At 68.3% G+C, this 21,545-nt stretch carries 21 protein-coding genes; 12 read left to right on the top strand and 9 right to left on the bottom strand.

Annotated elements, in window-relative coordinates; translation table 11 throughout:
- The first annotated feature begins 10 nt into the window (after nucleotides 1–10).
- The 3 genes from VMT65_RS37130 (at nucleotide 11) to VMT65_RS37120 (ending at nucleotide 2,949) form a co-directional block, all read left to right on the top strand.
- Nucleotides 11–1,459 (top strand): GntP family permease, encoded by a 1,449-nt coding sequence (locus tag VMT65_RS37130; protein WP_326313399.1) that lies wholly within the window; start codon nucleotides 11–13, stop codon nucleotides 1,457–1,459.
- Nucleotides 1,460–1,509: 50 nt separating this feature from the next.
- The gene (locus tag VMT65_RS37125; RefSeq protein WP_326313398.1) at nucleotides 1,510–1,881 is read left to right on the top strand and encodes a DUF6188 family protein; all 372 of its coding nucleotides are present in this window, start codon (nucleotides 1,510–1,512) and stop codon (nucleotides 1,879–1,881) included.
- 315 nt (nucleotides 1,882–2,196) lie between these two features.
- On the top strand, nucleotides 2,197–2,949 hold the full coding sequence (locus VMT65_RS37120; RefSeq protein ID WP_326313397.1) for a helix-turn-helix domain-containing protein: 753 nt from the start codon (nucleotides 2,197–2,199) through the stop codon (nucleotides 2,947–2,949).
- On the opposite strand, the gene VMT65_RS37115 is transcribed toward VMT65_RS37120, so the two are convergent.
- The 5 genes from VMT65_RS37115 to VMT65_RS37095 form a co-directional block, all read right to left on the bottom strand.
- Nucleotides 2,925–4,040 carry a GlxA family transcriptional regulator gene (locus VMT65_RS37115; protein ID WP_326313396.1) on the bottom strand — a complete coding sequence of 372 codons (1,116 nt, stop codon included), beginning with the start codon at nucleotides 4,038–4,040 and terminating at the stop codon, nucleotides 2,925–2,927. The two genes, VMT65_RS37120 and VMT65_RS37115, sit on opposite strands and share 25 nt — an antisense overlap.
- Nucleotides 4,041–4,042: 2 nt before the next feature.
- Complete coding sequence (locus VMT65_RS37110; RefSeq protein WP_326313394.1) at nucleotides 4,043–4,921, bottom strand: alpha/beta fold hydrolase; 879 nt, start codon at nucleotides 4,919–4,921, stop codon at nucleotides 4,043–4,045.
- 123 nt (nucleotides 4,922–5,044) lie between these two features.
- Nucleotides 5,045–6,595: an FAD-dependent monooxygenase gene (locus tag VMT65_RS37105; RefSeq protein ID WP_326313393.1), complete on the bottom strand. Its 1,551-nt coding sequence runs from the start codon at nucleotides 6,593–6,595 to the stop codon at nucleotides 5,045–5,047.
- Nucleotides 6,596–6,727: 132 nt separating this feature from the next.
- A complete protein-coding gene (locus tag VMT65_RS37100; RefSeq protein WP_326313392.1) occupies nucleotides 6,728–7,483 on the bottom strand; it encodes an alpha/beta hydrolase in 756 nt (251 codons plus the stop codon).
- A gap of 120 nt (nucleotides 7,484–7,603) precedes the next feature.
- Nucleotides 7,604–9,076, bottom strand: a complete 1,473-nt coding sequence (locus tag VMT65_RS37095; protein ID WP_326313391.1) for a flavin-containing monooxygenase — start codon at nucleotides 9,074–9,076, stop codon at nucleotides 7,604–7,606.
- Between the two features lie 162 nt (nucleotides 9,077–9,238).
- Here VMT65_RS37095 and VMT65_RS37090 point away from each other — a divergent pair, with 162 nt between their 5' ends.
- On the top strand, nucleotides 9,239–9,982 hold the full coding sequence (locus VMT65_RS37090; RefSeq protein ID WP_326313389.1) for an SDR family oxidoreductase: 744 nt from the start codon (nucleotides 9,239–9,241) through the stop codon (nucleotides 9,980–9,982).
- 15 nt (nucleotides 9,983–9,997) lie between these two features.
- Here VMT65_RS37090 and VMT65_RS37085 read toward each other — a convergent pair whose 3' ends face one another.
- Nucleotides 9,998–10,489, bottom strand: coding sequence for a nitroreductase/quinone reductase family protein (locus tag VMT65_RS37085; protein ID WP_326313388.1), 492 nt, complete (start codon nucleotides 10,487–10,489; stop codon nucleotides 9,998–10,000).
- Between the two features lie 121 nt (nucleotides 10,490–10,610).
- Between VMT65_RS37085 and VMT65_RS37080 the strand changes: the two genes are divergently transcribed.
- Nucleotides 10,611–11,516, top strand: coding sequence for an RNA polymerase sigma-70 factor (locus VMT65_RS37080; protein WP_326313387.1), 906 nt, complete (start codon nucleotides 10,611–10,613; stop codon nucleotides 11,514–11,516).
- Here the strand turns inward: VMT65_RS37080 and VMT65_RS37075 are convergent, their stop codons facing one another.
- Together VMT65_RS37075 and VMT65_RS37070 are read right to left on the bottom strand one after the other, a co-directional pair.
- Nucleotides 11,517–12,293, bottom strand: coding sequence for an isocitrate lyase/PEP mutase family protein (locus VMT65_RS37075; protein WP_326313386.1), 777 nt, complete (start codon nucleotides 12,291–12,293; stop codon nucleotides 11,517–11,519).
- 85 nt (nucleotides 12,294–12,378) lie between these two features.
- Complete coding sequence (locus VMT65_RS37070) at nucleotides 12,379–14,079, bottom strand: LCP family glycopolymer transferase (protein WP_442790393.1); 1,701 nt, start codon at nucleotides 14,077–14,079, stop codon at nucleotides 12,379–12,381.
- An 88-nt stretch (nucleotides 14,080–14,167) separates the two neighbouring features.
- On the opposite strand from VMT65_RS37070, the gene argC reads away from it, so the two are divergent.
- From argC to VMT65_RS37035, 7 genes are all read left to right on the top strand, one after another.
- Nucleotides 14,168–15,226 carry an N-acetyl-gamma-glutamyl-phosphate reductase gene (argC, locus tag VMT65_RS37065; RefSeq protein ID WP_326313384.1) on the top strand — a complete coding sequence of 353 codons (1,059 nt, stop codon included), beginning with the start codon at nucleotides 14,168–14,170 and terminating at the stop codon, nucleotides 15,224–15,226.
- Nucleotides 15,223–16,431 (top strand): bifunctional glutamate N-acetyltransferase/amino-acid acetyltransferase ArgJ, encoded by a 1,209-nt coding sequence (argJ, locus tag VMT65_RS37060; protein WP_326313383.1) that lies wholly within the window; start codon nucleotides 15,223–15,225, stop codon nucleotides 16,429–16,431. Before argC ends, argJ begins: the two co-directional genes overlap by 4 nt.
- Nucleotides 16,428–17,327 (top strand): acetylglutamate kinase, encoded by a 900-nt coding sequence (gene argB, locus VMT65_RS37055; protein WP_326313382.1) that lies wholly within the window; start codon nucleotides 16,428–16,430, stop codon nucleotides 17,325–17,327. The genes argJ and argB overlap by 4 nt, the downstream gene beginning before the upstream one ends.
- Nucleotides 17,324–18,517: an acetylornithine transaminase gene (locus VMT65_RS37050; RefSeq protein ID WP_326313381.1), complete on the top strand. Its 1,194-nt coding sequence runs from the start codon at nucleotides 17,324–17,326 to the stop codon at nucleotides 18,515–18,517. Before argB ends, VMT65_RS37050 begins: the two co-directional genes overlap by 4 nt.
- Nucleotides 18,514–19,458 (top strand): ornithine carbamoyltransferase, encoded by a 945-nt coding sequence (argF, locus tag VMT65_RS37045; RefSeq protein ID WP_326313380.1) that lies wholly within the window; start codon nucleotides 18,514–18,516, stop codon nucleotides 19,456–19,458. Before VMT65_RS37050 ends, argF begins: the two co-directional genes overlap by 4 nt.
- Nucleotides 19,455–19,982 (top strand): arginine repressor, encoded by a 528-nt coding sequence (locus tag VMT65_RS37040; protein ID WP_326313379.1) that lies wholly within the window; start codon nucleotides 19,455–19,457, stop codon nucleotides 19,980–19,982. Before argF ends, VMT65_RS37040 begins: the two co-directional genes overlap by 4 nt.
- Nucleotides 19,983–20,073: 91 nt before the next feature.
- The gene (locus VMT65_RS37035) at nucleotides 20,074–20,817 is read left to right on the top strand and encodes a hypothetical protein (protein WP_326313378.1); all 744 of its coding nucleotides are present in this window, start codon (nucleotides 20,074–20,076) and stop codon (nucleotides 20,815–20,817) included.
- A 225-nt stretch (nucleotides 20,818–21,042) separates the two neighbouring features.
- Here VMT65_RS37035 and VMT65_RS37030 read toward each other — a convergent pair.
- Nucleotides 21,043–21,545: HNH endonuclease signature motif containing protein (locus VMT65_RS37030; RefSeq protein WP_326313377.1), on the bottom strand; the 503-nt coding region annotated here is incomplete at its 5' end.

The raw sequence follows: 21,545 nt of genomic DNA, 5'->3' as shown, positions 1-21,545 counted from the left end.
AGGTAACCCCATGGGCACCACCGTGGACTGGCTGCGTACCAGCACGCCGGGACTGCTGCTGCTCTGCGGTGCGGCGATCGCCGTGCTGTTGATCGCGATCATTCGGTTCAAGCTGGAACCGTTCATCGCCCTGCTGCTCACCGGACTCGGACTGGCCCTGGCCGCCGGGCTGCCGGTGTCGCAGATCGTGGGCACCGCGCTGAAATCCGGTGATTCCCTGCTGGAGACCGGATTCGGCTCGATCCTCGGCCATATCGCCGTGATCATCGGTCTGGGCACCGTGCTCGGCGCGATCCTGGAACGCTCCGGCGGCGCGGACGTCCTCACGGCGAAACTGCTGAATGTGTTCGGCGAGAAGGGCGCTCCGGTCGCCATGGGCCTGCTCGGCCTCATCTTCGGCATCCCGGTGTTCTTCGATATCGGCATCTTCGTGCTCGCGCCGCTGGTCTACGTGGCCGCCAAGCGCGGCGGCCGCTCGCTGGTGCTCTACGCGCTGCCCATGCTCGCGGGCCTGTCGATGACGCACGCCTTCCTGCCCCCGCACCCGGGCCCGGTATCGCTGGGCGGTCTGCTCGGCGTGAGCCTGGGCTGGCTCATCGTGATGGGATTCGTCTGCGGTATACCGGGATTCATCGCGGCGGGCATCGTGTGGGGCAGTTGGATCGGCAAGCGGGTCCAGGTCGAGGTGCCCGAGGAATTCCTGGTTCGCAAGCAGGACACCGAATCCGGCGGACCGGGCGCGGCCACCGCACCCACGGACAACACCGTCACCCTGACCGAGCGCCCGCCGGCGGTGGCCCTGATCGGCACGATCATCGCCATCCCGCTGCTCCTCATTCTGGGCGCGACCTTCGGCACGCAACTGCTCGCCAAGGGCTCCAAACCCCTTCAGGTGCTGACCTTCCTGGGCACGCCCGCCGTGGCGCTGCTGCTGACCGTGCTGGTCGCCTTCTACGTCCTGGGCATCCGCCGCGGCTCCTCGGTGCAGGAGCTGAGCGCGGTCACCGCGGAGTCGCTGCGGCCGGTCGGCATGCTGCTGCTGGTGGTCGGCGCGGGCGCGTTCTTCGGAAAGGTGATCTCCGCCACCGGAATCGGCACCGCCCTGGCCCACACCATGGCCGCGGCCGGACTGCCGGTGATCGTGCTCGCCTACGTGATCAGCTGCGGTCTGCGCATCGCGCAGGGCTCGGCCACGGTCGCCATCGTCACCACCGGCGGCATTGTCGCGCCGTTGGTCGCCGAACACGGGTATTCGCAGGTGGGTCTGGCGCTCATCGCCATGGCCATCGCGGCCGGATCCATCATTCTCAGTCACGTGAACGACGGTGGCTTCTGGATCATCGCGAAGTTCTTCAACCTCACCGTGAAACAGACCCTGCAGACCTGGACGGTGCTCGAGACCGTGCTGTCGGTGGTCAGTTTCGCCGTGGCCGCGGTGCTCTTCGCGATCCTCACGTGAGGTGACGTTGGGGCACAGTGGAATCAGACACTTCGGATAGGGAGACCCGCATGGACCTACCGATCGCTGGTTCCACTCTGGCCGTATCGACCGCCGCCACCGTCTATCAGCTCTCGCTCGCGGCGGGCGACTATCTGCTCAATATCGAGGGCGAACTGGCCGTCCACAGCCCCACCGGGGCCAGCCTGCACCGGATTCCGGGCGAGCCCCACACCGACGATCTGGCCGCGGCACTGACCGGGGTGATCGTCTCGGCCGTGGTCGCGGACGGCGGCGAGTTGCGCATCGATCTGGAGTCCGGGCACCGCCTGGTGGTCGAACCCGATCCTTATTTCGAGGCCTGGAATGTGACCGCACCCGGCCGCTACCTGGCGGTGTGCATGCCGGGCGGGGAGCTGGCCGTCTGGTCGGCCGAATCGTGAACGGCGGGAACGCTGTTCGGCACCGTTGACGCCGCGGCCGGTGAGCCCGACGAGTCGGTTCACCGCCGCGACGTCGGATACCTCGCGGCACGCGCCGCGGGGACAGGGGCGACAGCTCTGTGGTCCGCGTTCGTGCCGTCCCCTCGCGGACACCCGGTGTCGCCGCACGACACCCTGACCGATTCAGAAACGGCTCTTCTGACTCAGACGGCATCACGCGACCCCGCAAAGCATGGCGATTCGACCCGCCGCCGGTCAAGGCCGAACCCTGTCCCAATTTGTCCCAGTGTCGTTGCGCTAAGTTAGCCAGCAAACGTGTTTCAAAGAAGTTTCCGGCTGGAGGTATTGGTGACCGCGCTCTCGGAGATTGCGGACTATTTGCGAGTGCGGCGCGAGGCGGCCGGTCTGACCCGGAGCGAACTGTCTCGGCGGGCCGGTGTCTCCGAGGCGTTGATCCAGAAGATCGAGCAGGGTACCCGGCAGCCGACCGCGACCGCGCTCGGCGCGCTGTTCACCGCGCTGGATGTCCCGGTCCAGGTGCGCGAGCACGCCGCCACCCTGCTGCAGCCCGAATTGGCCAGCTTCGGAACCGAAATCACGCCGCCCGAACCCTACGAGCTCGACTTCCTGCGCGGGCTGCCGCACCCGGCCTGCTACCAGACCATGCCCGCCGTCGACCTGGTGGCCGCGAACGACGCTTATCTGCGGGCGTTTCCAGGTCTCGGGCCGGGCGACGTCATTCTCGAATGGATGCTGCTGGATCCGCGGGCCCGCGAGGTCATGGCCGACTGGGAGAGCGACGCGCACCTCATGGTGCAGGGGTTCCGGTACCTGGCACCGGCCATCCACGCGCCCGAGAAGGTGCGCGCCATTATCGAGCGGTGCGGTGCGGCACCGGAGTGGGATCGCTTCTGGAACACCGATTTCCCGTCCGGCGCGATCGATGACCGCCGCACCCGGATCCACTCGTCCGACACCGGCGAACTGGTCACCTATCACATCCAGGTCTTCAAATTCGAAATGCCGCAACGCCCCTGGTGGATCTACTCCCTCGTGCCTGCCACCTGAGCCGCGCCACTGGCGAAATGCTGCCGGTAGCGCTCGGGTGTGGTGGCCATGCGGCGGGTGAACACGCGATGCAGGGTCTCGCCGTGGCGGTAGCCGACCTGGCGGGCGATCGCGCCGATGGTCAGCTCGGTGGACTCCAGCAGGCGGCGCGCGGCCTCGACGCGCAGGTCTTCCAGGAAACCCGCTGGCGTACTGCCGGTTTCGAGGCGGAAGGAGCGGGCGAAGTTCCGTTCGCTCATGCCCGCGCGGTCCGCCAGCGCCGCGACCGTGAGGTCTTCGCCGAGGTGATCGGGTAGCCATTGCTGCACGGCGCGAATGGCGGGCGTGCGGGCGGGCTGGGTGCGCAGCTGGGCGCTGAACTGCGCCTGGCCGCCCGGGCGTCGGGTGAACACGACGAGGATTCGCGCGACGAGGGCGGCGATCTCGCGGCCGTGATCGTCCTCGACCAGTGCCAGGGCCAGATCGACACCGGCCGACATCCCCGCCGAGGTCCAGCGATTGCGGTCCCGGACGTAGATGCGGTCGGGTTCGACCGTGATGCGCGGAAAGCGTTGTGCCATCAGGCCCGTCGAGGCCCAGTGCGTGGTGGCGCGATAGCCGTCGAGCAGTCCCGCGGACGCCAGCAGCAGCGCGCCCGCGCACACCGAGGCCACCCGCCGCGCCTTGCGGGCCAGGGCGGGCAGCTGGGGAACCACCTCGGCGGCCCCGCGGCCGGACACCATGCCGCCCACGACGATCAGCGTGTCGAAGTCCTCGCCCTCGGCGATGTCGGTGAGCGAGTGCTGTACCGAAATGGTCATGCCGCCGTCGACGGTGATCGGGCGACCGCCCGGCGAGGCCGTCAGCAGTCGATAGGGCGGGGTCTCGCAGACCTCGTTCCACAGGGCCAGGCCGTCGCCGCCGGTCGGGCGCTCGCGCGGCGCGACCGGCGGCAGGACGTGCGCCGGTGTCGCGGCGACGCCGTTGAGGACCGAGAACACATCCATCGGCCCGGCCAGCTCGGACATCTGCATGCCCTGGAAGACAACGAAAACAATGGTGCGAGGTGCGGGCACCTCGCCATCATCGCAGTCGAGGAGGGTGTCCGCCACGATCAGCTGCTGACTGAGTCGGCCGCGGGGTGGGCGGTGTGCTGTGCGAGGAACGGAATCATGAGCTCGGCCACCCGGTCCGCGTACTGCGCGTGCGGGTAGTGGCCGCCGCCGTCGATCAGGGCCAGCTCGCCCAGCCCGAGCGGCATGGCGTCGACGACCCGCCGGGCCTCGGCGGCGGGGTCGGCGAAATCCGGATCCTGGGCACCGAACAACACCAGTGCCGGACAACGGATGTCGCCGATCCGCGCGTGGGCGTCGGCCGGGGTGGTCGCGCCGGTCTTCGCGAATTCCGCCCAGCGACCCGGCTCGCGCAGGTGGTCGCGCAGGCCGTTCAGGTAGTCGTCCTGATCGGCGGGCGCGGTCGGATAGGCCACGCCCTCGAGGTACCGGAACCACAGTCGCGGCGACTTCAACAGCTGGGTGCCGATCAGCTCCACCATGGCGCGGCGGTGACGGCGATTCGACAGCAGCGCGCCCAGGTGCAGGCTCTGGGTGAGCGTGAACGGGTCGATCTCGACGATCGCGGACACCAAGTCGGGGGCCTCGGCCGCCGCGATGGTGGCCGAGCCGCCCGAGAGCGAATGCCCGACGATCACCGCCGGACCCCCGAAATGCCGGATGACACCGAGCAAGTCGAGGGCCACGTCGGTGCGGCTGATGGCCGCCTTCCCGGTCACCGACGGCCAGTCCAGGCTGGACTCACCGTGCCCGCGCATATCGGCGTTGACCACCCGGTACCCGGCGGCAACCAGCGGCCCGACCAGATGGCGGAACTCCTGCCGCCGGGTGCCCATCCCGTGCGACAGCACCACCAATGGTCCGTCGCCGACCACGTCACACGCGATCTGTCCGTGCTCGAGGGTTACGTACTCGGTCATTTCCCGGTCCTTCCAAGCGATTTCCTCCGGTTGCCGCGCGAGGCGGCATGTCGGAATTGAACGCCGGAACGGGACGGCGGCCGAGGGCTCGGGCCGGACGGATCAGTGGTATGGCCGATCCGGTCAGTCGCTGACCGCAGTGGCCGAGCGTACGCCGAACCAGGTGGTGAGCGCGTCGCGCAGCGCGGGTGCCGCCGTGTCGAGGGGCTCGTTCACCGTTGCGGCCCAGGCGATGTGGGCGTCCGGGCGGATCAGCAGGGCATCGGATGGGCGATCGTCGGTGGTCGCCACGCGGATATCGACGCGATCGGCCCACGGCTCGGCGATCTCGCGCAGGTCGGTGCGGTCGGCCAGGACCAGCAGGACCGGGCGGGCGGTGTGCAGCAGATCGCCGACGGTCGCGTCGCCGTCCTCGGTCTTCAGCGGCAGCTCGGGCACCACGGTTCCGGTCAGCGGGTGCCGGTTGGGATTGGCCAGCGGGTAGCGCAGGTCGGTGCCCGCGATGAGCGCACCCACCCGGTACAGGGCGGACTCGTCGGTGAGCAGTTCCTGGAAGAACTCGCGCAGCGCCACCGCCGCCGGATCGTCGCCACGACGCAGCGCCACCTGCGCCTGGGTGTGCATCATGGTGCGCCGCCCGGCGAAGTGACGCTCCTCGTGGTAGCTGTCCAACAGCGTGTCGGGAGCCCAACCCTGAAGGGCCGCAGCCAGTTTCCAGCCGAGGTTGATCGCGTCGAGCATGCCCGCGTTGATGCCCACGCCCGTCGCCGGGAACGCGTGCGCGGCATCACCGGCCACCAGAACCCTTCCGGCACGGTAGCGTTCGGCCTGACGGGCCTGGAACTGATACCGGGACAGGCGAATCGGATCACTAAGGGGCAGCTCGACGCCGAGGACGCGATGGATGCTCTCCTGCAGCTCGGTCAGGGCCATCGGCTCGTTGTCGTCGGTTTCGCCGGTCGTGTCCTCGGTGGTCTGGATCATGACCGTGCGGGCGGGGGAGAGGCCACCCATCGCGAAGACGCCGTGGTCGGTTCGGGTGAAACCGGTCGGCACGACATGCCCCGCGACCTCGAGGCCGCCATCCTCGCGCGCGGTCACCGACTCGGGCACGCTGACCTGGCCCAGCCGGTTGACCTCCGGATAGGTGGTGCCGGGGAAATCGATTCCGGCCAGCGCGCGCACGCGGCTGCGCGCGCCGTCGCAGGCCACCAGATAGCGTGCGGTGAGCCGGTATTCGCCGTCGGGGCCGTTGGCCGTCACGGTGACCGCGTCGTCGTCCTGCTCGACGCCGGTCACCTCGTGCCCGCGCCGCACCTCCGCTCCCAGTTCGGTCGCCCAATCATCGAGCAGCCCTTCGAGTTTCGGCTGCGGCAGGTGCATGGCCCGCAGCGGCGGATCCGCGAGTGGGCTGAAGTCCACGTGCATGCCGCCGAACGGAATCGCGGCCGTGGGACCGGCCGGAGAGCTGATCGCCGCGAGCCGGTCCGACAGACCCCGGTAAGCCAGCAGCTGCACGATTTGCCCGCTGAAACCATTCGCCTTGGGCACGGTCCGCAGCTGCGGGTTCCGCTCCAGCACCACCGCCCGCACTCCGGCCAGCCGCAGTTCGGCGGCCAGCATCAGGCCCGTCGGGCCCGCACCCACGATGATCACGTCGGTATCGATTCGCACCCGTACAACTCCGTTTCCGTGGGTTTTCGCTACGGGCAGCGATTCTGCAGCATCGCAGGGGTCTTGCGGCAAGCCCCGGCCTGCGATATACGTTGAAGAGGGAAAGGATTCGAGATCCTTTCCCTTCGTCGTTTACCGGCCCAGATGCTCGCGCAGAAACCAGGCGCTGAATCCGGGCGTGGATCCCGTCATCTGGTTGTGCCGTCCCGGCCGGGCCGTGAGCAGCTTGTCCTGTGACGCGAACGCGTCGAACAGCGCGAAGCTGGGCTGTCGGTCGATTTCCTCGTCGTGCCAGGCGATATCGAGGGTGAGCGGAATGGTGATCCGCTTCGCCACCTCGAACAGCGCGTCGAAGACGAAGACACTGCCGAATGTCGCGGCTTGGATGCGCGGCTCGACCGCGGCCAGGTGCATGCCGATCACGGTGCCCAGGGTGATGCCGCAGAACCCGACCGGTGCGTCCGGCCCGATCTCCGGCAGCGCCTGCAGGGCGTCGAGGGTGGCCTGCCACTCCGGGACCGCGCGGGCCGCGAGGGACAGGTTGAACTCGGCGATGATGGCGTCCATCGGCTCACCGGCGGCCCGGGCCGCGTGCAACTGCTCGGTCCACCTGGTGTCCTCGGCATTGCGCGGACGATCGCCGTGGCCCGGCGCGTCGATGGCGGCAACCGAGTAGCCGCACTCGGTGACGAAATACCGTGCGTTGGTCACCAGATTCGGTGCGCGCTTGTGCACACCGCCGCTGTGCCCCATCAGGATCAAGGGGGCGGGCTCGGAAGTGTCTGCAGGGGAAGGGGATTCGGGTGTCCAGAGCACACCGGTGATCTCACCCAAGGTGAAGTCGCGTTCGAGAACGCCGTGCTCGGATTTTTCGGAAGTGAAGTACATGGCGGTGCCTTTCGAAAAAGGCGCTCCCGGGGCGCTTTCTACCCGCGCCCAACCGCGACCACGATGGGGAGCACCCATACGGATCTGTTGTTCATGGGGCTCACCTCCTCGCGGTGTTCGTCACGGTTCGCCGGGAACTGTAGCACGCAAATGGAAATCGCGGTCGTCGGGTGCGGCGAGCATGGTTTCCATGGTGCGGCGGTCGAAGGGCAGCAGGTCGATGCTGCCGCCCTCGGTGAAGTACCAGGAGTTGCAGCCGGTGTTCCAGACGGTCGGGCCGAGGGCCTCGGTGACCTCCGCCTCGAAACGGTCGGTGGCGGCCTCGGTGACCTCGACGGTATCGAATTCGCCTGCGCTCCACCGTTTTATCCACGCGGTGATGTACTTCGCGGTGACCTCGGCGGCGTGATGCAGCGGGATCGACCCCGTCGGCGAGTTCGGTCCGAGCACGGTGAACAGGTTGGGGAAGCCCGGGATCGCGGTCATGCGATAGGCGCGCGGCCCCTTGGCCCACGCCTCGTCGATCGACATGCCGTCGCGGCCGGTGAGTTTCATGGGGCGCATGTAATCGTGGGCGCGGAAGCCGGTGGCGAGGACGATCAGGTCCACCTCGTGTTCGCGGCCGTCGGCGGTGCGGATGCCGGTCGGGGTGACGGCCTCGATGGCGGTGGTGACCAGCTCGGCATTGCGGGCCTTCAGCGCGCGATAGTAGCTGCCGGACAACACCTGTCGCTTGCACAGCGGCTCGTAGTCGGGGGTCAGCTGCTCGCGCAGTTCTCCGTCGAGGACCTGGGCGCGCAGGCTGAACCGCGCGTACTCCTGGACCGCACGCCGCCGCCAGCTGGGACGGGTGACGACATCGGTGAACAGCTTCGCGCCGGTCATACCCGCCTGGTAGAGCGCCTGATTCAGCTTGGGCAGCCGATTCAGCACCGCGCCCACCACGGCGGGCTGCGGCAGCCACATCGGAGCCCAGATCACCCACTGCGGGCTGCGCACGAAATGCGTGATCCGCTCGGCCACCGGCTGCAGCGCCGAAACCACCTGCACGCCGGTCGATCCCGTGCCCAGCACCGCGATCCGGCGGCCCCGCGTCGCCAGTGCGTCGTCCCAGCGCGCGGTGTGTACGACATCCCCGGTGAACTCGTCGAGCCCCGGAATCTCCGGCCAGGCGGGATGATGCAGCACGCCGGTGGCGGCGATGACGAAATCGGCCTCGTGCACCTGCCCGCCCGCAGTCCGAACCCGCCACCCGGACCCGGTGAACTCGGCCGCGACCACCTCGGAGTTCAACCGCAGATGCGGCCGCAGCCCGAACCGCTCGGCCACCCCCGTGAGATACTCCTGAATCTCCGCCCCCGGCGCGAACACATGCGACCAGTCCGGCTTGGGTGCGAATCCGAACTGATACAGCTGCGACGGCACATCACAGGTGAGCCCCGGATACCGGTTCCAATGCCACACCCCGCCCACGTCGGACCCCTTCTCCAGGATCACGAAGTCATGGAACCCATTGCGCTGCAGCGTGATCGCACTGGCAATCCCGGACACACCGGCCCCAATGATCACGACCCGCGGGGTCCGAGACGCCATCACCAACCTCCTTGTTGGATACCGTCGGTATTTGAAAACTGAAGGTATGTGTAACGCGGAGTGATGTCAACCGGCGGCGATGCCCCCGAGCGGCCGGATTGCCCGAAAAGTGAACCGGCTCACACCGCGTCACGCGATGCGGGGGCGCGGCATCTAGTGGGCATGACGAACACGGAAAAGCAGGCGGCACTGATCACGGGCGCGAACAAGGGCCTGGGCTTCGAGGCGGCCCGCGGCCTCGGGGCGAGGGGATGGACGATCTTCCTCGGCTCGCGCGATGTGGGACGCGGGCAGGTCGCGGTCGAGAAGCTGGCCGCCGAAGGCGTGCGGGCGGTGCTGGTGCCCCTCGACGTCACCTCGGACGCGTCTGTGGCGGAAGCGGTTCGGCTCGTGCGCGCCCACACCGATCGCCTCGACGTCCTGGTGAACAATGCCGGTGCCCCCGGCCACGCCATCAACCCCGCCGACGCCACGGTCGACGAGATCCACGGGGTTTACGACACCAATGTCTACGGCCCGATTCGCGTGACCCACGCCTTCCTCCCGCTGCTGCGGACGGCCGAGAATCCGCGGGTTGTCATGGTTTCCAGTGCGGTCGGCGCGTTCGCCGTCGTCAGCGACCCCGCACAGGCCGCGTCGAAAATGCACGAACTCGCGTACAGCTCGTCGAAGGCCGCGCTCAATATGCTGACTGTCCGCTACGCCCAGGCTCTTCCTGGCATCAAGTTCAACGCCATCACCCCGGGCGAGGTCGCCAATGGGAAGTTCGCGGCCACCGATATGAACGGCCACCGGGGACAGTTGACCGCGGCCGAGGGCGCGGAGGCCATCATCCGCCTCGCCACGATCCCCGCCGACGGGCCCACCGGCACTTTCACCGACCGCCTCGGCCCCGTCTCGTGGTGACCCGCGCGCCGTCTGTCATTCGCCCTTGCGGGTGAGGACGGCGATGGGGAAGTGGCGGGGGCTCAGCGCCCGGTAGGTGTCGAAATGCGCGTAGGCGGCCGAGAGTGTGCGCCAATGGGATTCGTACTCGGTGTCGTCGGTGACGATGCGGACCGAGACCGGGAAGGTGTCGCGGCCCACGCGGACGGTGGCGGTGTCGACGGCGGCGAGGTTCTTCCACCAGTTGGGGGTGCCGGGATTGCCGCCGTTGGAGCCGCAGACCAGCAGGTCGTCGCCGGACCAGACCTGCATGAGCATGACCGGGCGGGGGACGCCGGATTTGCGGCCGGGGACGATGAGTTCGAGAACCGGATCGCCGAAGAGGGTGCCGAAGCGGGTGCCGCCGAAGCGCTCGTAGAGGCGGCGGTGCAGGCGGCCGTAGAAACGGGTGACCGGGCCGAGGTAGGTGCTGTTGAAGTAGTTGAAGCGGCCCTGGAGGGTCAGCTTGCCGGAGGTGGTCTCGGACATGGGATTTCCTCTGGTCTGGCGGACGTCTCGCGGCTCACTGTACATGGTGTCCAGTGAGCGAACCCGGGTGCCGACCGTCGCGTGGTGCCGGGTTGGGGTGATTCGTGGTTAGGCTTCGATCATGACCGTGGGCACCGATTCCGGTCCGAAGGGCGATGTGGACGCGTTCGATCGGCTCCGGCCGCTGCTGTTCACCATCGCCTACGAGATGCTCGGCAGCGCCGCCGATGCCGAGGATGTGTTGCAGGACAGCTACCTCCGCTGGCGCGACACCGATCCGGCGCAGGTGCACAACGTCAAGGCGTACCTGACGCAGATCGTCACCCGGCAGTCGCTCAACCATCTGCGCACGGTGCGACGGCGGCGCGAGGAGTACGTGGGCAGCTGGCTGCCCGAACCGATCCGCACCGAGACCGACGCCAGTCACGATGTGCTGCTGGCGGAATCGGTGTCGATGGCCATGCTGCTGGTGCTCGAGACCCTCGGGCCGACCGAGCGCGCGGTGTTCGTGCTCTCGGAGGTGTTCGGGCACAGCCTGGTCGATATCGCGGCCATGGTCGGCAAATCCGATGCGACCGTGCGGCAGATCGCGCACCGGGCCCGCGCGCACGTCCAGGCGCGCAAGAAGCGCTTCGAACCCGATGCCGAGACCAGCCGGGCGGTCATCGGAAAGTTCCTGCGGGCCGCGCAAACCGGCGATGTCCAGACCCTGATGGACGTGCTCGCACCCGATATCGTGCAGATTTCCGACGGCGGCGGCAAGGTGAGTGCGGCACGTCGTCCGGTCGTCGGCGCGGAGCGGGTCGCCGCCTACCTGATCGGGCTGGTGCGAAAGAGCCTGGGGGATATGACGATCGAATTCGGCACCTACAACGCGTTGCCCGCGCTCCTGCTGCGTGGTGCGGACGGGGAGATCGACACCGTGGAGCTGATCGAGGTGGAAGGCGACCGCGTTACCGGGCTGTACGCGGTCCGCAATCCCGACAAGCTGCGGACGGCCGGGCTGACCCGAACCCTCGATCGGTGACTAGGGTTCCAGCAACCGCTGAATCGTTGCGTAGCTGGGGATTTCGCCGACCGGCCGCTGTCCGTGGGCGACCGATTCCGCGGTGTGCACGGCGGCGGCCAGGGCCGCGCGGTAGAGCAGTGAGCCGGTGCTGACGCGCCGCACACCCAGCTCCGCGAGGTCGGCCACGGTCGGGCCGGTGGGGGAGAACAGCGCGTTCAGCGGTGCGGTCAGGGCGGTGGTGAGTGCGCGAATTCGATCCGGATCGGTGACGCCCGGCACGAAAACGCCGTCCGCACCGCACTTCTCGTAGTGCAGCACCCGATCGAGCGTGGAGTCGGTATCGATACCCAGCCAGTACGTGTCGGTGCGGGCGTTGACGAAAAGCTCCGGCACCCTCGACTTCACGGCCGCGATCAACTCGCCGTGGCGGTCCGGATCGGCCAGCGCCGCATTGGATCGGCTGTCCTCCAGGTTGATTCCCGCGATACCCACCGCGGCGAGCTCGGCGCAGAACTGCGCCACCTCGCCTGGATCGGTGCTGAAGCCGCCCTCGATATCGACCGTCACCGGAATGGGCAACCGGCCCAGTCGCCGTGCCAGCGAAAGGGTTTCGTCCCGGGTGGCCGCCGTCCCGTCGGGCAGTCCGGCCGCCGCGGCCACGCCCAGGCTGGTGGTGCCCACGGCCGGGAATCCGGCCTCGGCGAGCATGGCCGCCGACCCGAAATCCCAGGCGTTCGGCAAGACCAGCGGCTTCTCGCCGTGATGCAGGGCGCGGAGCACCTCGAACTTCGTCATCGCACCACTCCGCTCTCATCGACCGCGCCGCGAGTCGCTCTCATCGACCGCGCCGCGAGTCAATTCTGGTCGACCGCGCCGCGGGTCAGTTCACACAGGGAATCTTCGAACCGATCGTAGTGGTCACGGGTTTGCCCGAATCCGGTGCGTCCGAGCTGGCCGCGTCGGAGGTGGCGGCGCTGGTCGAGGAACCGCCCGCGGTGGTGGTCGGGGTGGTGGTGGCCGCCGTCGGGTCGAGGATGGAAATGTCGAGATCGCTTCCCACGACCAGCTTCACGTGTCCGGACGACAGCTGCGTGGACGGGCTCACCGGGATGCCGCCCAGCATTTCCGAGAGCTGCTTGGCGTCGGTGTCGGCACCGGTGCCGTAGTAGATGGTCGAGGTGGTGCCGTCCGCGTAGGTGGCATTGGCGACATCGCCCTGCGGGAAGCCCTTGGCGGCCAACAGCTTCGACACCTTCGCGGCCTGGCCGGGGGTGCCGGAGGCATTGGCCACGTCCAGGGTCGAGGTGGGCGTGGTCGCCGGGGCGCTGGGCGCGGCCGGAGTGGACACCCCGAACGCCTCGCGCACCGTCTTCTTGATGGCCACCGGATCGATGATGTTCACGTCCTGGCCGTCGATATTGTCGTAGCGCAAGACCGGCAGGGTCCGGAACTCCACGGTCGGGGATTCCGCGCGGCCCAGCGTGGTGGCGAAATCGGTGAGGCTCCAACCGTCGGAGAGCACCACGTCCTTGTGCGCCACATCCATCAGCTGCTTGAGTCGCACCGGATTGCCCAGGGTGCCCGAGCTCTTCATGGAATTGGCGACCGAGGTGAGGAACGCCTGCTGCCGGTGGGTGCGATCCAGGTCGCCGTTCTCGAGGCCGTGGCGCTGCCGCACGAAGGCCAGCGCGTCCGAGCCGTCCAAATGCTGCGGTCCGGCGGGGAACTGTGCGCCGGAGTAGTAGCTGTCGTCCACGGCGTGATTGAGGCACACGTCGACGCCGCCGAGCGCGGTCGCCAGATCGTAGAAGCCCGCCAGGGAGATCTCCGCGAACCGGTTGATGGGGACGCCGGTGAGCGCCTTCACGGTCTGAACGATGCTGGCGCGGCCCGCCTCCCGGCCCTGGCGCTCCAGCTCCGGGCCCTCGGCCATGCCCTTGGCCTTGAGCTTCTGCTCCACGTCGTACTTCTTGAGGCCGTACGACTCCTTGATCTTGGCGTGGTCGTAGCCGGGGATGCCCTGCACGGGCACGTAGTCGTCGCGCGGAATCGAGAACGCGACGATGTGCTTCAGATCCTTCGGAATGTGCACCAGGATGAGCGAATTGGCGTTGTAGCCGCCCTCGGAGCCGTCACCGGCGTGCAGCTGGTCCAGGATCTCCTTGGGGAGATCGTTGCCGTTCAGGTCTTTTCGGGTGTCCAGGCCGATGAGCAGCATATTGATGTCGCCGTCGAGGTTCACGTCCTCCGGCGAGATCGCGCCCGAACGCACGAAGCCCTGGTCGAAATCCATGCGGCCGTACCAGACGACGCCTGTAATACCCATCACGGCGGCGGCCACCAGGGCGGTGATGCCGCGTCCGGCGAGGCGCAGCTTCTTGTCCCGGGCTCGCTGGGCGGGCGTGCGCTCGGCGCTCTCCCGTGTGGTCCCGGCACGCCGTTTGCCCCCGCTCCGACGATTCGAGGTCGGCTCCGCCCGCCTGGAACGGCGGGGAGTCGGATTGGGCGTCTCCGGTGCCCGGCGGGAGCGGCCCGATTCTGGACCGACAACCGGCAGCGGTTGGGTGGCGTCGTCGTACATGGCGCTGTCGAGTGTGCCGTAAGCGGCGCTCGCTGTCAGATTCTCGCCCGGTTGTGAATGAGCTTGCACGCTCGTGCATAATCATCACATGGCGGATGTCTCGAACGGGCCCCTGCGGGTCGCGGTAGCTGGTGCGAGCGGGTATGCGGGCGGTGAAGTGCTGCGTCTGCTGCTCGGGCACCCAGCCTACCGAAGCGGGCGCCTCGAGATCGGGGCGCTGACCGCGGGGTCCAATGCCGGTACCACCCTGGGTGAGCTGCAGCCGCATCTGCTGCCGCTGGCCGACCGGGTGCTCGAGCCCACCACCGTCGAGGTGCTGGCGGGTCACGACGTGGTGTTCCTGGGGCTGCCGCACGGGCAGTCCGCGGCGATCGCCACGGCGTTGCCGGAGTCCACGATCATCATCGACTGCGGGGCCGATTTCCGGCTCACCGACGCCGCGGCGTGGGAGAAGTATTACGGCACCGCGCACGCGGGCAGCTGGCCCTACGGGCTGCCCGAGCTACCCGGCGGGCGCGAGCGGCTGCGCGGTGCGACCCGAATCGCCGTGCCGGGTTGCTACCCGACCGTGTCGAGTCTGGCGCTGGCCCCGGCCGTCGCGGCCGGGATCATCGAGCCGCGGGTGAATGTGGTTGCGGTGAGTGGCACCTCGGGGGCGGGACGCAAGCTGGATGTGGGGCTGCTGGGCTCGGAGGTGATGGGCTCGCTGCGCGCATACGGCATCGCGGGTGCGCATCGGCACACGCCTGAGATTGCCCAGAATCTGAAGGCCGCGGGCTCCGGTGTGGACGTGAGTGTTTCGTTCACCCCGGTGCTGGCTCCGCTGCCGCGCGGCATTCTCGCCACCTGCACCGCCCCGACCACCGTGGACGCCGCGCAGGCCCGCGCCGTCTACGAGAAGGCCTACGCCGATGAGCCTTTCGTGCACCTGCTGCCCGAAGGCGTACTGCCGCAGACCGGTTCGGTGCTCGGCTCCAATGCCGTCACCCTGCAGGTGACCGTGGACACCGACGCCGGGCTGCTGGTGGTCATCGGCGCGATCGACAACTTGACCAAGGGCACCGCGGGCGCCGCGGTGCAATCGATGAATCTGGCTCTCGGAATCGACGAGACCGCAGGACTTTCCACCGTAGGAGTGGCACCGTGACGATCGACAACGGCAAGCTGGTGCGGACCCAGGGCGTCACCGCACCGTTGGGTTTCCGGGCCGCGGGCATCGCGGCGGGCATCAAGAAGACCGGCAAGCCGGATCTGGCGCTGGTGTTCAACGAGGGCCCCGAGTACGCGGCGGCGGGCGTGTTCACCCGCAACAAGGTCAAGGCCGCGCCCGTGCTGTGGTCGCAGCAGGTGCTCACCGGCGGGCATCTGCGCGCGGTCATCCTGAACTCCGGTGGCGCGAACGCGTGTACCGGCCCGGGCGGCTTCCAGGACACCCACGCCACCGCCGAGGAACTGGCGAAGGCGTTGAGCAACTGGGGAACCGAGACCGGCGCGGGCGAGATCGCGGTCTGCTCCACGGGTTTGATCGGTGACCGGCTGCCGATGGACAAGCTGATCCCGGCCGTCACCGAGATCGTGCACGAGATGGGCGGCGGGCTGTCCGGCGGCGCGGAGGCGGCGCGGGCCATCATGACCACCGACACCGTGCCGAAAGAGGCCGCCTTCCACCACAAGGACAAGTGGAATGTGGGCGGTATGGCCAAGGGCGCGGGCATGCTCGCGCCGTCGCTGGCCACCATGCTGGTCGTGCTGACCACCGATGCGGTGGCGACGCCCGCACAGTTGGACGAGGCGCTGCGCAAGGCGACCGGCTACACCTTCGACCGGCTCGACGTGGACGGGTCCTGCTCGACCAACGACACCGTGCTCCTCCTGGCCAACGGCGCGAGCGGGGTCACGCCGTCGCAGGAGGATCTCGACGCCGCGGTGCTCGCGGTCTGCGACGATCTGGCCGAGCAGCTCATGTCCGACGCCGAGGGTGTCACCAAGCGCGTGCACATCACCGTGAAAGGTGCTGTGAGCGAAGAGGAAGCGCTGATCGGTGCGCGGGCCATCGCCCGTGACAGCCTGGTGAAGACGGCGTTCTTCGGGTCGGACCCGAACTGGGGTCGTGTGCTGGCCGCGCTCGGCATCGCGCCGATTTCGTTGGAGCAGGATCTGGTTTCGGTGTCGTTCAACGGTAGTCCGGTGTGCGTCAACGGGTTCGGCGCGCCGGGTGCGCGCGAGGTGGACCTGTCCGGCCCGGACATCCAGGTGGTTGCCGATCTCGGCCTCGGCGACGGCGAGGCCACCGTCCGCACCACCGACCTCTCGCACGGCTACGTCGAAGAGAACTCGGCCTACAGCTCATGAACGATGTGGTGAAACAGCTTTCGGCCCTCGACAAGGCGCACGTCCTCGCCGACGCGCTGCCGTGGCTGCAGAAGTTCCGCGACAAGATCGTGGTCGTCAAGTACGGCGGCAACGCCATGATCGACGACGAACTCAAGCGCGCCTTCGCGGCCGATATGGCGTTCCTGCGCACGGTCGGCGTGCATCCGGTCGTGGTGCACGGCGGTGGGCCGCAGATCAGCGCCATGCTGAAGCGGCTCGGCATGACCGGCGAGTTCCGCGGCGGCTTCCGGGTCACCACGCCCGAGGTCATGGATGTCGTGCGCATGGTGCTGTTCGGGCAGGTGGGCCGAGAACTGGTGGGGCTCATCAACGCTCACGGCCCGTACGCGGTCGGCATCTCCGGTGAGGACGCGCACCTGTTCACCGCCACCCGGCGCACCGTGCAGGTCGACGGCGAGGCCACCGATATCGGCCTGGTCGGCGACGTGACCTCGGTGGAACCGTCGGCTGTGCTGGATCTGATCGCGGCGGGCCGGATTCCGGTGGTGTCCACCATCGCCCCCGACGCGGACGGCGTGGTGCACAACATCAATGCCGACACCGCGGCGGCCGCGCTGGCAGAGGGTATCGGAGCCGAGAAATTGGTCATCCTCACCGATGTGGAGGGCCTGTACACCGACTGGCCCGACCGGTCGTCGCTGACCACCCGCATCGACACCGACGAACTCGCCAAGTTGCTGCCGCGCCTGGACGAGGGCATGGTGCCCAAGATGGAAGCCTGCCTGCGGGCCGTCGAGGGCGGCGTCCCGACCGCGCACGTCATCGACGGGCGTGTGGCGCATTCGGTCCTGCTGGAACTGTTCACCGGGGAGGGCATCGGCACGATGGTCACCCCCGTACAGGAGATCTCATGAGCACAGCCGACATTCAGCAGCGGTGGAGCACCGCCCTGATGAACAACTACGGCACCCCCAAGGTGGCGCTGGTGCGCGGCGCGGGCGCGGTGGTCTACGACGCCGACGGCAAGCGGTACCTGGACTTCCTGGGTGGCATCGCGGTCAACAGCCTGGGGCATGCGCATCCGGCGATTCTCGAAGCGGTGACCCAGCAGCTGGGGACGCTCGGGCATGTGTCGAATCTGTATGCGTCCGAACCGGTTATCGAACTCGCGGAGCGCTTGCTCGCCCACTTCGGTGACGGCCACGGCAAGGCGTTCTTCTGCAATTCCGGCACCGAGGCCAACGAGGCCGCGTTCAAGATGGCGCGGCTGACCGGACGCACCAAGATCGTCGCCTGCGAGGAGGCGTTCCACGGCCGGACCATGGGCGCGTTGGCCCTGACGGGTCAGCCGTCCAAGCGGGCCCCGTTCGAGCCCATGCCGCCGGGCGTCGTGCACGTGCCCTACGGCGACGCCATGGCGCTCGCCGCCTCGGTCGACCAGGACACCGCCGCGGTGTTCCTCGAACCCATCATGGGTGAGAGCGGTGTCGTGGTGCCCCCGGCCGACTACCTGGCCAAGGCCCGCGCCATCACCAAAGACCAAGGCGCACTGCTGATCCTGGACGAGGTGCAGACCGGTATCGGCCGCACCGGCGCGTTCTACGCGCACCAGGTGGCGGGCATCGTGCCCGACGTCATCACCCTGGCCAAAGGCCTCGGCGGTGGCCTACCCATCGGTGCCGTACTGGCCCAGGGTGCGGCGGCGGACCTGCTGCAGCCCGGCATGCACGGCACCACCTTCGGCGGCAATCCCGTCTGCGCCGCCGCGGCATTGGCCGTGCTGCGCACCATCGACGAGGAAGGCCTGCTCTCGCATGTGGAGACGGTCGGCAAGATCCTCATCGACGGCATCGAGTACCTCGATCACCCGCTGATCGACCACGTCCGGGGTGCGGGCCTGCTCATCGGCATCCAGCTCACCGCCGATGTCGCGCCCCAGGTGGACGCGGCCGCCCGGGAGGCCGGCTACCTGCTGAACCCGTGCAAGCCCAATGTGATTCGACTCGCGCCGCCACTGGTTCTCACCGAGACTCAGGCCGAGAACTTCCTGTCCGACCTGCCCGGCATCCTGGATGCCGCCCAGGCCACCGAGGAGACCAAGTGACCATCCGGCATTTCCTGCGTGACGACGACGTCAGCCCCGCCGAACAGGCCGAAATCCTGGCCCTCGCCGCCGAATTGAAGGCCGCCCCGCAGTCCCGGCGGCCGCTCGCGGGTCCGCGCGGTGTCGCGGTCATGTTCGAAAAGAACTCCACCCGTACGCGATTCTCCTTCGAGATGGGCATCGCCCAGCTCGGCGGGCACGCGGTCGTGGTGGACGGTCGCGACACCCAACTCGGGCGCGAGGAGACCCTCGCCGATACCGGCCGGGTGCTGTCCCGGTACGTCGACGCCATCGTGTGGCGCACCTTCGAACAGACCCGCCTCGACGAGATGGCCGGTGCCGCAACGGTTCCCGTGGTGAACGCGCTGTCCAACGAGTTCCACCCGTGCCAGGTGCTGGCGGACCTGCAGACGCTCAAGGAGCGCAAGGGCTCCGACCTGACCGGCCGCAACCTGACCTACCTCGGTGATGGCGCGAACAATATGGCCCACTCTCTCATGCTGGGCGGCGCGACCGCGGGCATGAACGTCACCATCGCCGCACCGGAGGGCTTCGAGCCGTTCGGCTGGATCGTGGACGCCGCGCAGAAGCGGGCCGCCGAAACCGGTGCGCGCATTGCGATCACGAACGACCCGCAGGCCGCCGCCGAGGGTGCGGACGCACTGGTCACCGATGCCTGGACCTCCATGGGCCAGGAGAACGACGGCCGCGACCGCGTGGCCCCCTTCCGCCCGTTCCAGGTGAACGCCGACCTGCTCGCGCGGGCCGCCGCGGATGTAACCGTGCTGCACTGCCTTCCGGCGCATCGTGGTGAGGAGATCACCGACGAGGTGCTCGACGGCCCGCACAGCGCCGTCTGGGACGAGGCCGAGAATCGTCTGCACGCGCAGAAGGCGCTACTGGTGTGGCTGCTCGAGCGTTTCGAGCGAGGTGAGAGGTGAGCAGCGGCGAACGTCGCTCACCCGCCCCCTCCGGCAAGTCGGGTGCCGCCATCGCGCGCACCCGCGCCGGGCGGCAGGCCCGCATTGTCGCGATCCTGTCCCAGCACGAGGTCCGCAGCCAATCCGAACTGGCCGTGCTGCTTTCGGCCGAGGGCATCGAAACCACCCAGGCCACGCTGTCCCGCGACCTCGACGAACTCGGCGCGGTCAAGTTGCGCGCGGCCGACGGCGGCGCGGGCGTCTACGTGGTCCCCGAGGACGGCAGCCCCGTGCGCGGCGTCACCGGCGGCACCGAACGACTCTCGAAGCTGCTCGGCGATCTGCTGGTCTCCACCGACGCCAGCGGCAATATCGCAGTCCTGCGAACACCACCCGGCGCCGCGCACTTCCTGGCCAGCGCCCTCGACCGCGCCGCCCTGCCCGAGATCGTGGGCACCATCGCTGGTGACGACACCATCGCCGTCATCGCCCGCGAGCCCATGACCGGCGCGGAGTTGGCCGCCAAGATCGAACAGCTGGCCTGAATCGGACTGTGCCGCAGGATAATTGCGGCACCGTTCGGCGTACGGGCGCGTACGCTCGGAGAGATACGGCATCCCCGAGCGAGGAACGCACATGTGCGAAGGCTATGGACTGATCGCATCCTTCGAAACCGGGACAGCGCACCGCCCCCAAGTCCCCGAACTCGTCCAGCCCAGCCTCGCCCTGACCGACGACGGGCTGTGGGTGATTCTGGCGCACAAGGTGGCTCATCGCATCGAGGGTGAGCTGTTCGTGCCAGCAACCGGCGGCACGCCCTACCCGGTCGACGCCGTGGCCGAATGTCGGCGGGGGCGCAGCCATGCGGTTCCGGATCCGGACTGCAGCTGCGGTTTTCACGCCGTCTCCGAATCGGCACCTAATCCCTATGGTGGTCGGTTCACTGTTCTCGAGGTGGCGTTGTCCGGGCGGATTCTCGCCTCGTACTGGATGCAGGGTGGTTTGTTGTTCCGGGCGGAACGGCAGACGGTGCTCTCTTGGTCGGATGCCACGGTGCCGCAACCTATTCGGGTTCCGAATTATCCGCCGCACACTCCGCCTACTGAACCCGGTGGGCGGACTGCTCGTCTGCGTCGGCCCTATCCTCGGGACCTCGACAGTGTTGGGCTGCGGCTCCCGGAGAGTCCGCCGCCGTTCGTTCGTATCGCCGACGATCCGGGTTATTGCGTTGGGCTCAAAGACGAAAGAGCAAAAGATCAAAAGATGCCTGGAGGAGGGGGAGGGGCTGGCTGGGTTGGTCGGCTCGGTTGCGGTTCCAGCCACCTCGGGGATGGGGCCGCCACGACATCCCGGCGTGAAGTTGGGTTGGTTGGTCTGTAGAACGTAATACGTGCAGTCCGGGGGCTGGGATCGGCGGGTACGGCACCCGGGTCGCGTCAGCTCAGGTCCGGTAGGGCTGGCGACGCAACCACACTTCCGGTGCATGCCGCCTTGGGGGCAATCCCGTTGCGGGGCATCAACTCGAGGAGTCTTCGCCCGGGTTACCTGGCCTCGAGTGTCCGAATCACATGTTGGGTGGGCGCGGGCACGCGCGAGCCCGGCGGGTTATGCGGCTCGCGCGCCCCATTGCTGGCAACTGACTTCTATCTCGGTGGCGATTTGCCCTGCGAGGTGGTGTTTTTCGTTGACGCGGGGTGTTCCGGTGGGGTCGAGGGATGTGGGGGCGATCCATCCGACGCGTCCGCGATGCGGGGAGTCTTTACCCAACATCACTGTCTTCCACCCGTGTTCGCTGTCGTTGACCATGGCGTGGTGGTGATCGCAGACGAGGGCGAGGTTGTTCAGGTCGGTGGGTCCGCCTTTGGCCCAGTCGATGACGTGGTGGGCGGCGCACATGGTGGGTGGGACGTCGCAGCCGGGGTGGGTGCAGCCCTTGTCACGGGCGATCAGGGCCAGGCGTTGGCCGGGGGTGGCGATGCGCTCGCCGTAGCCCAGGTAGAGCGGGATGCCGTTGTCGTCGAGGACTGCGAGCACCGGGCGAGTACCCGAGGCCATCTTCAACGCCTCGTTGATCGACAGGTGAGTGCCCGAGGCGGTGGTGGCGATGC

Origin of the sequence: Nocardia sp. CDC153 (assembly GCF_035818515.1) — a bacterium.
Taxonomy (GTDB): Bacteria; Actinomycetota; Actinomycetes; order Mycobacteriales; family Mycobacteriaceae; genus Nocardia.
Note: the sequence above shows the minus strand (reverse complement) of the source record. Positions and strands in the feature narration are given on the sequence as shown.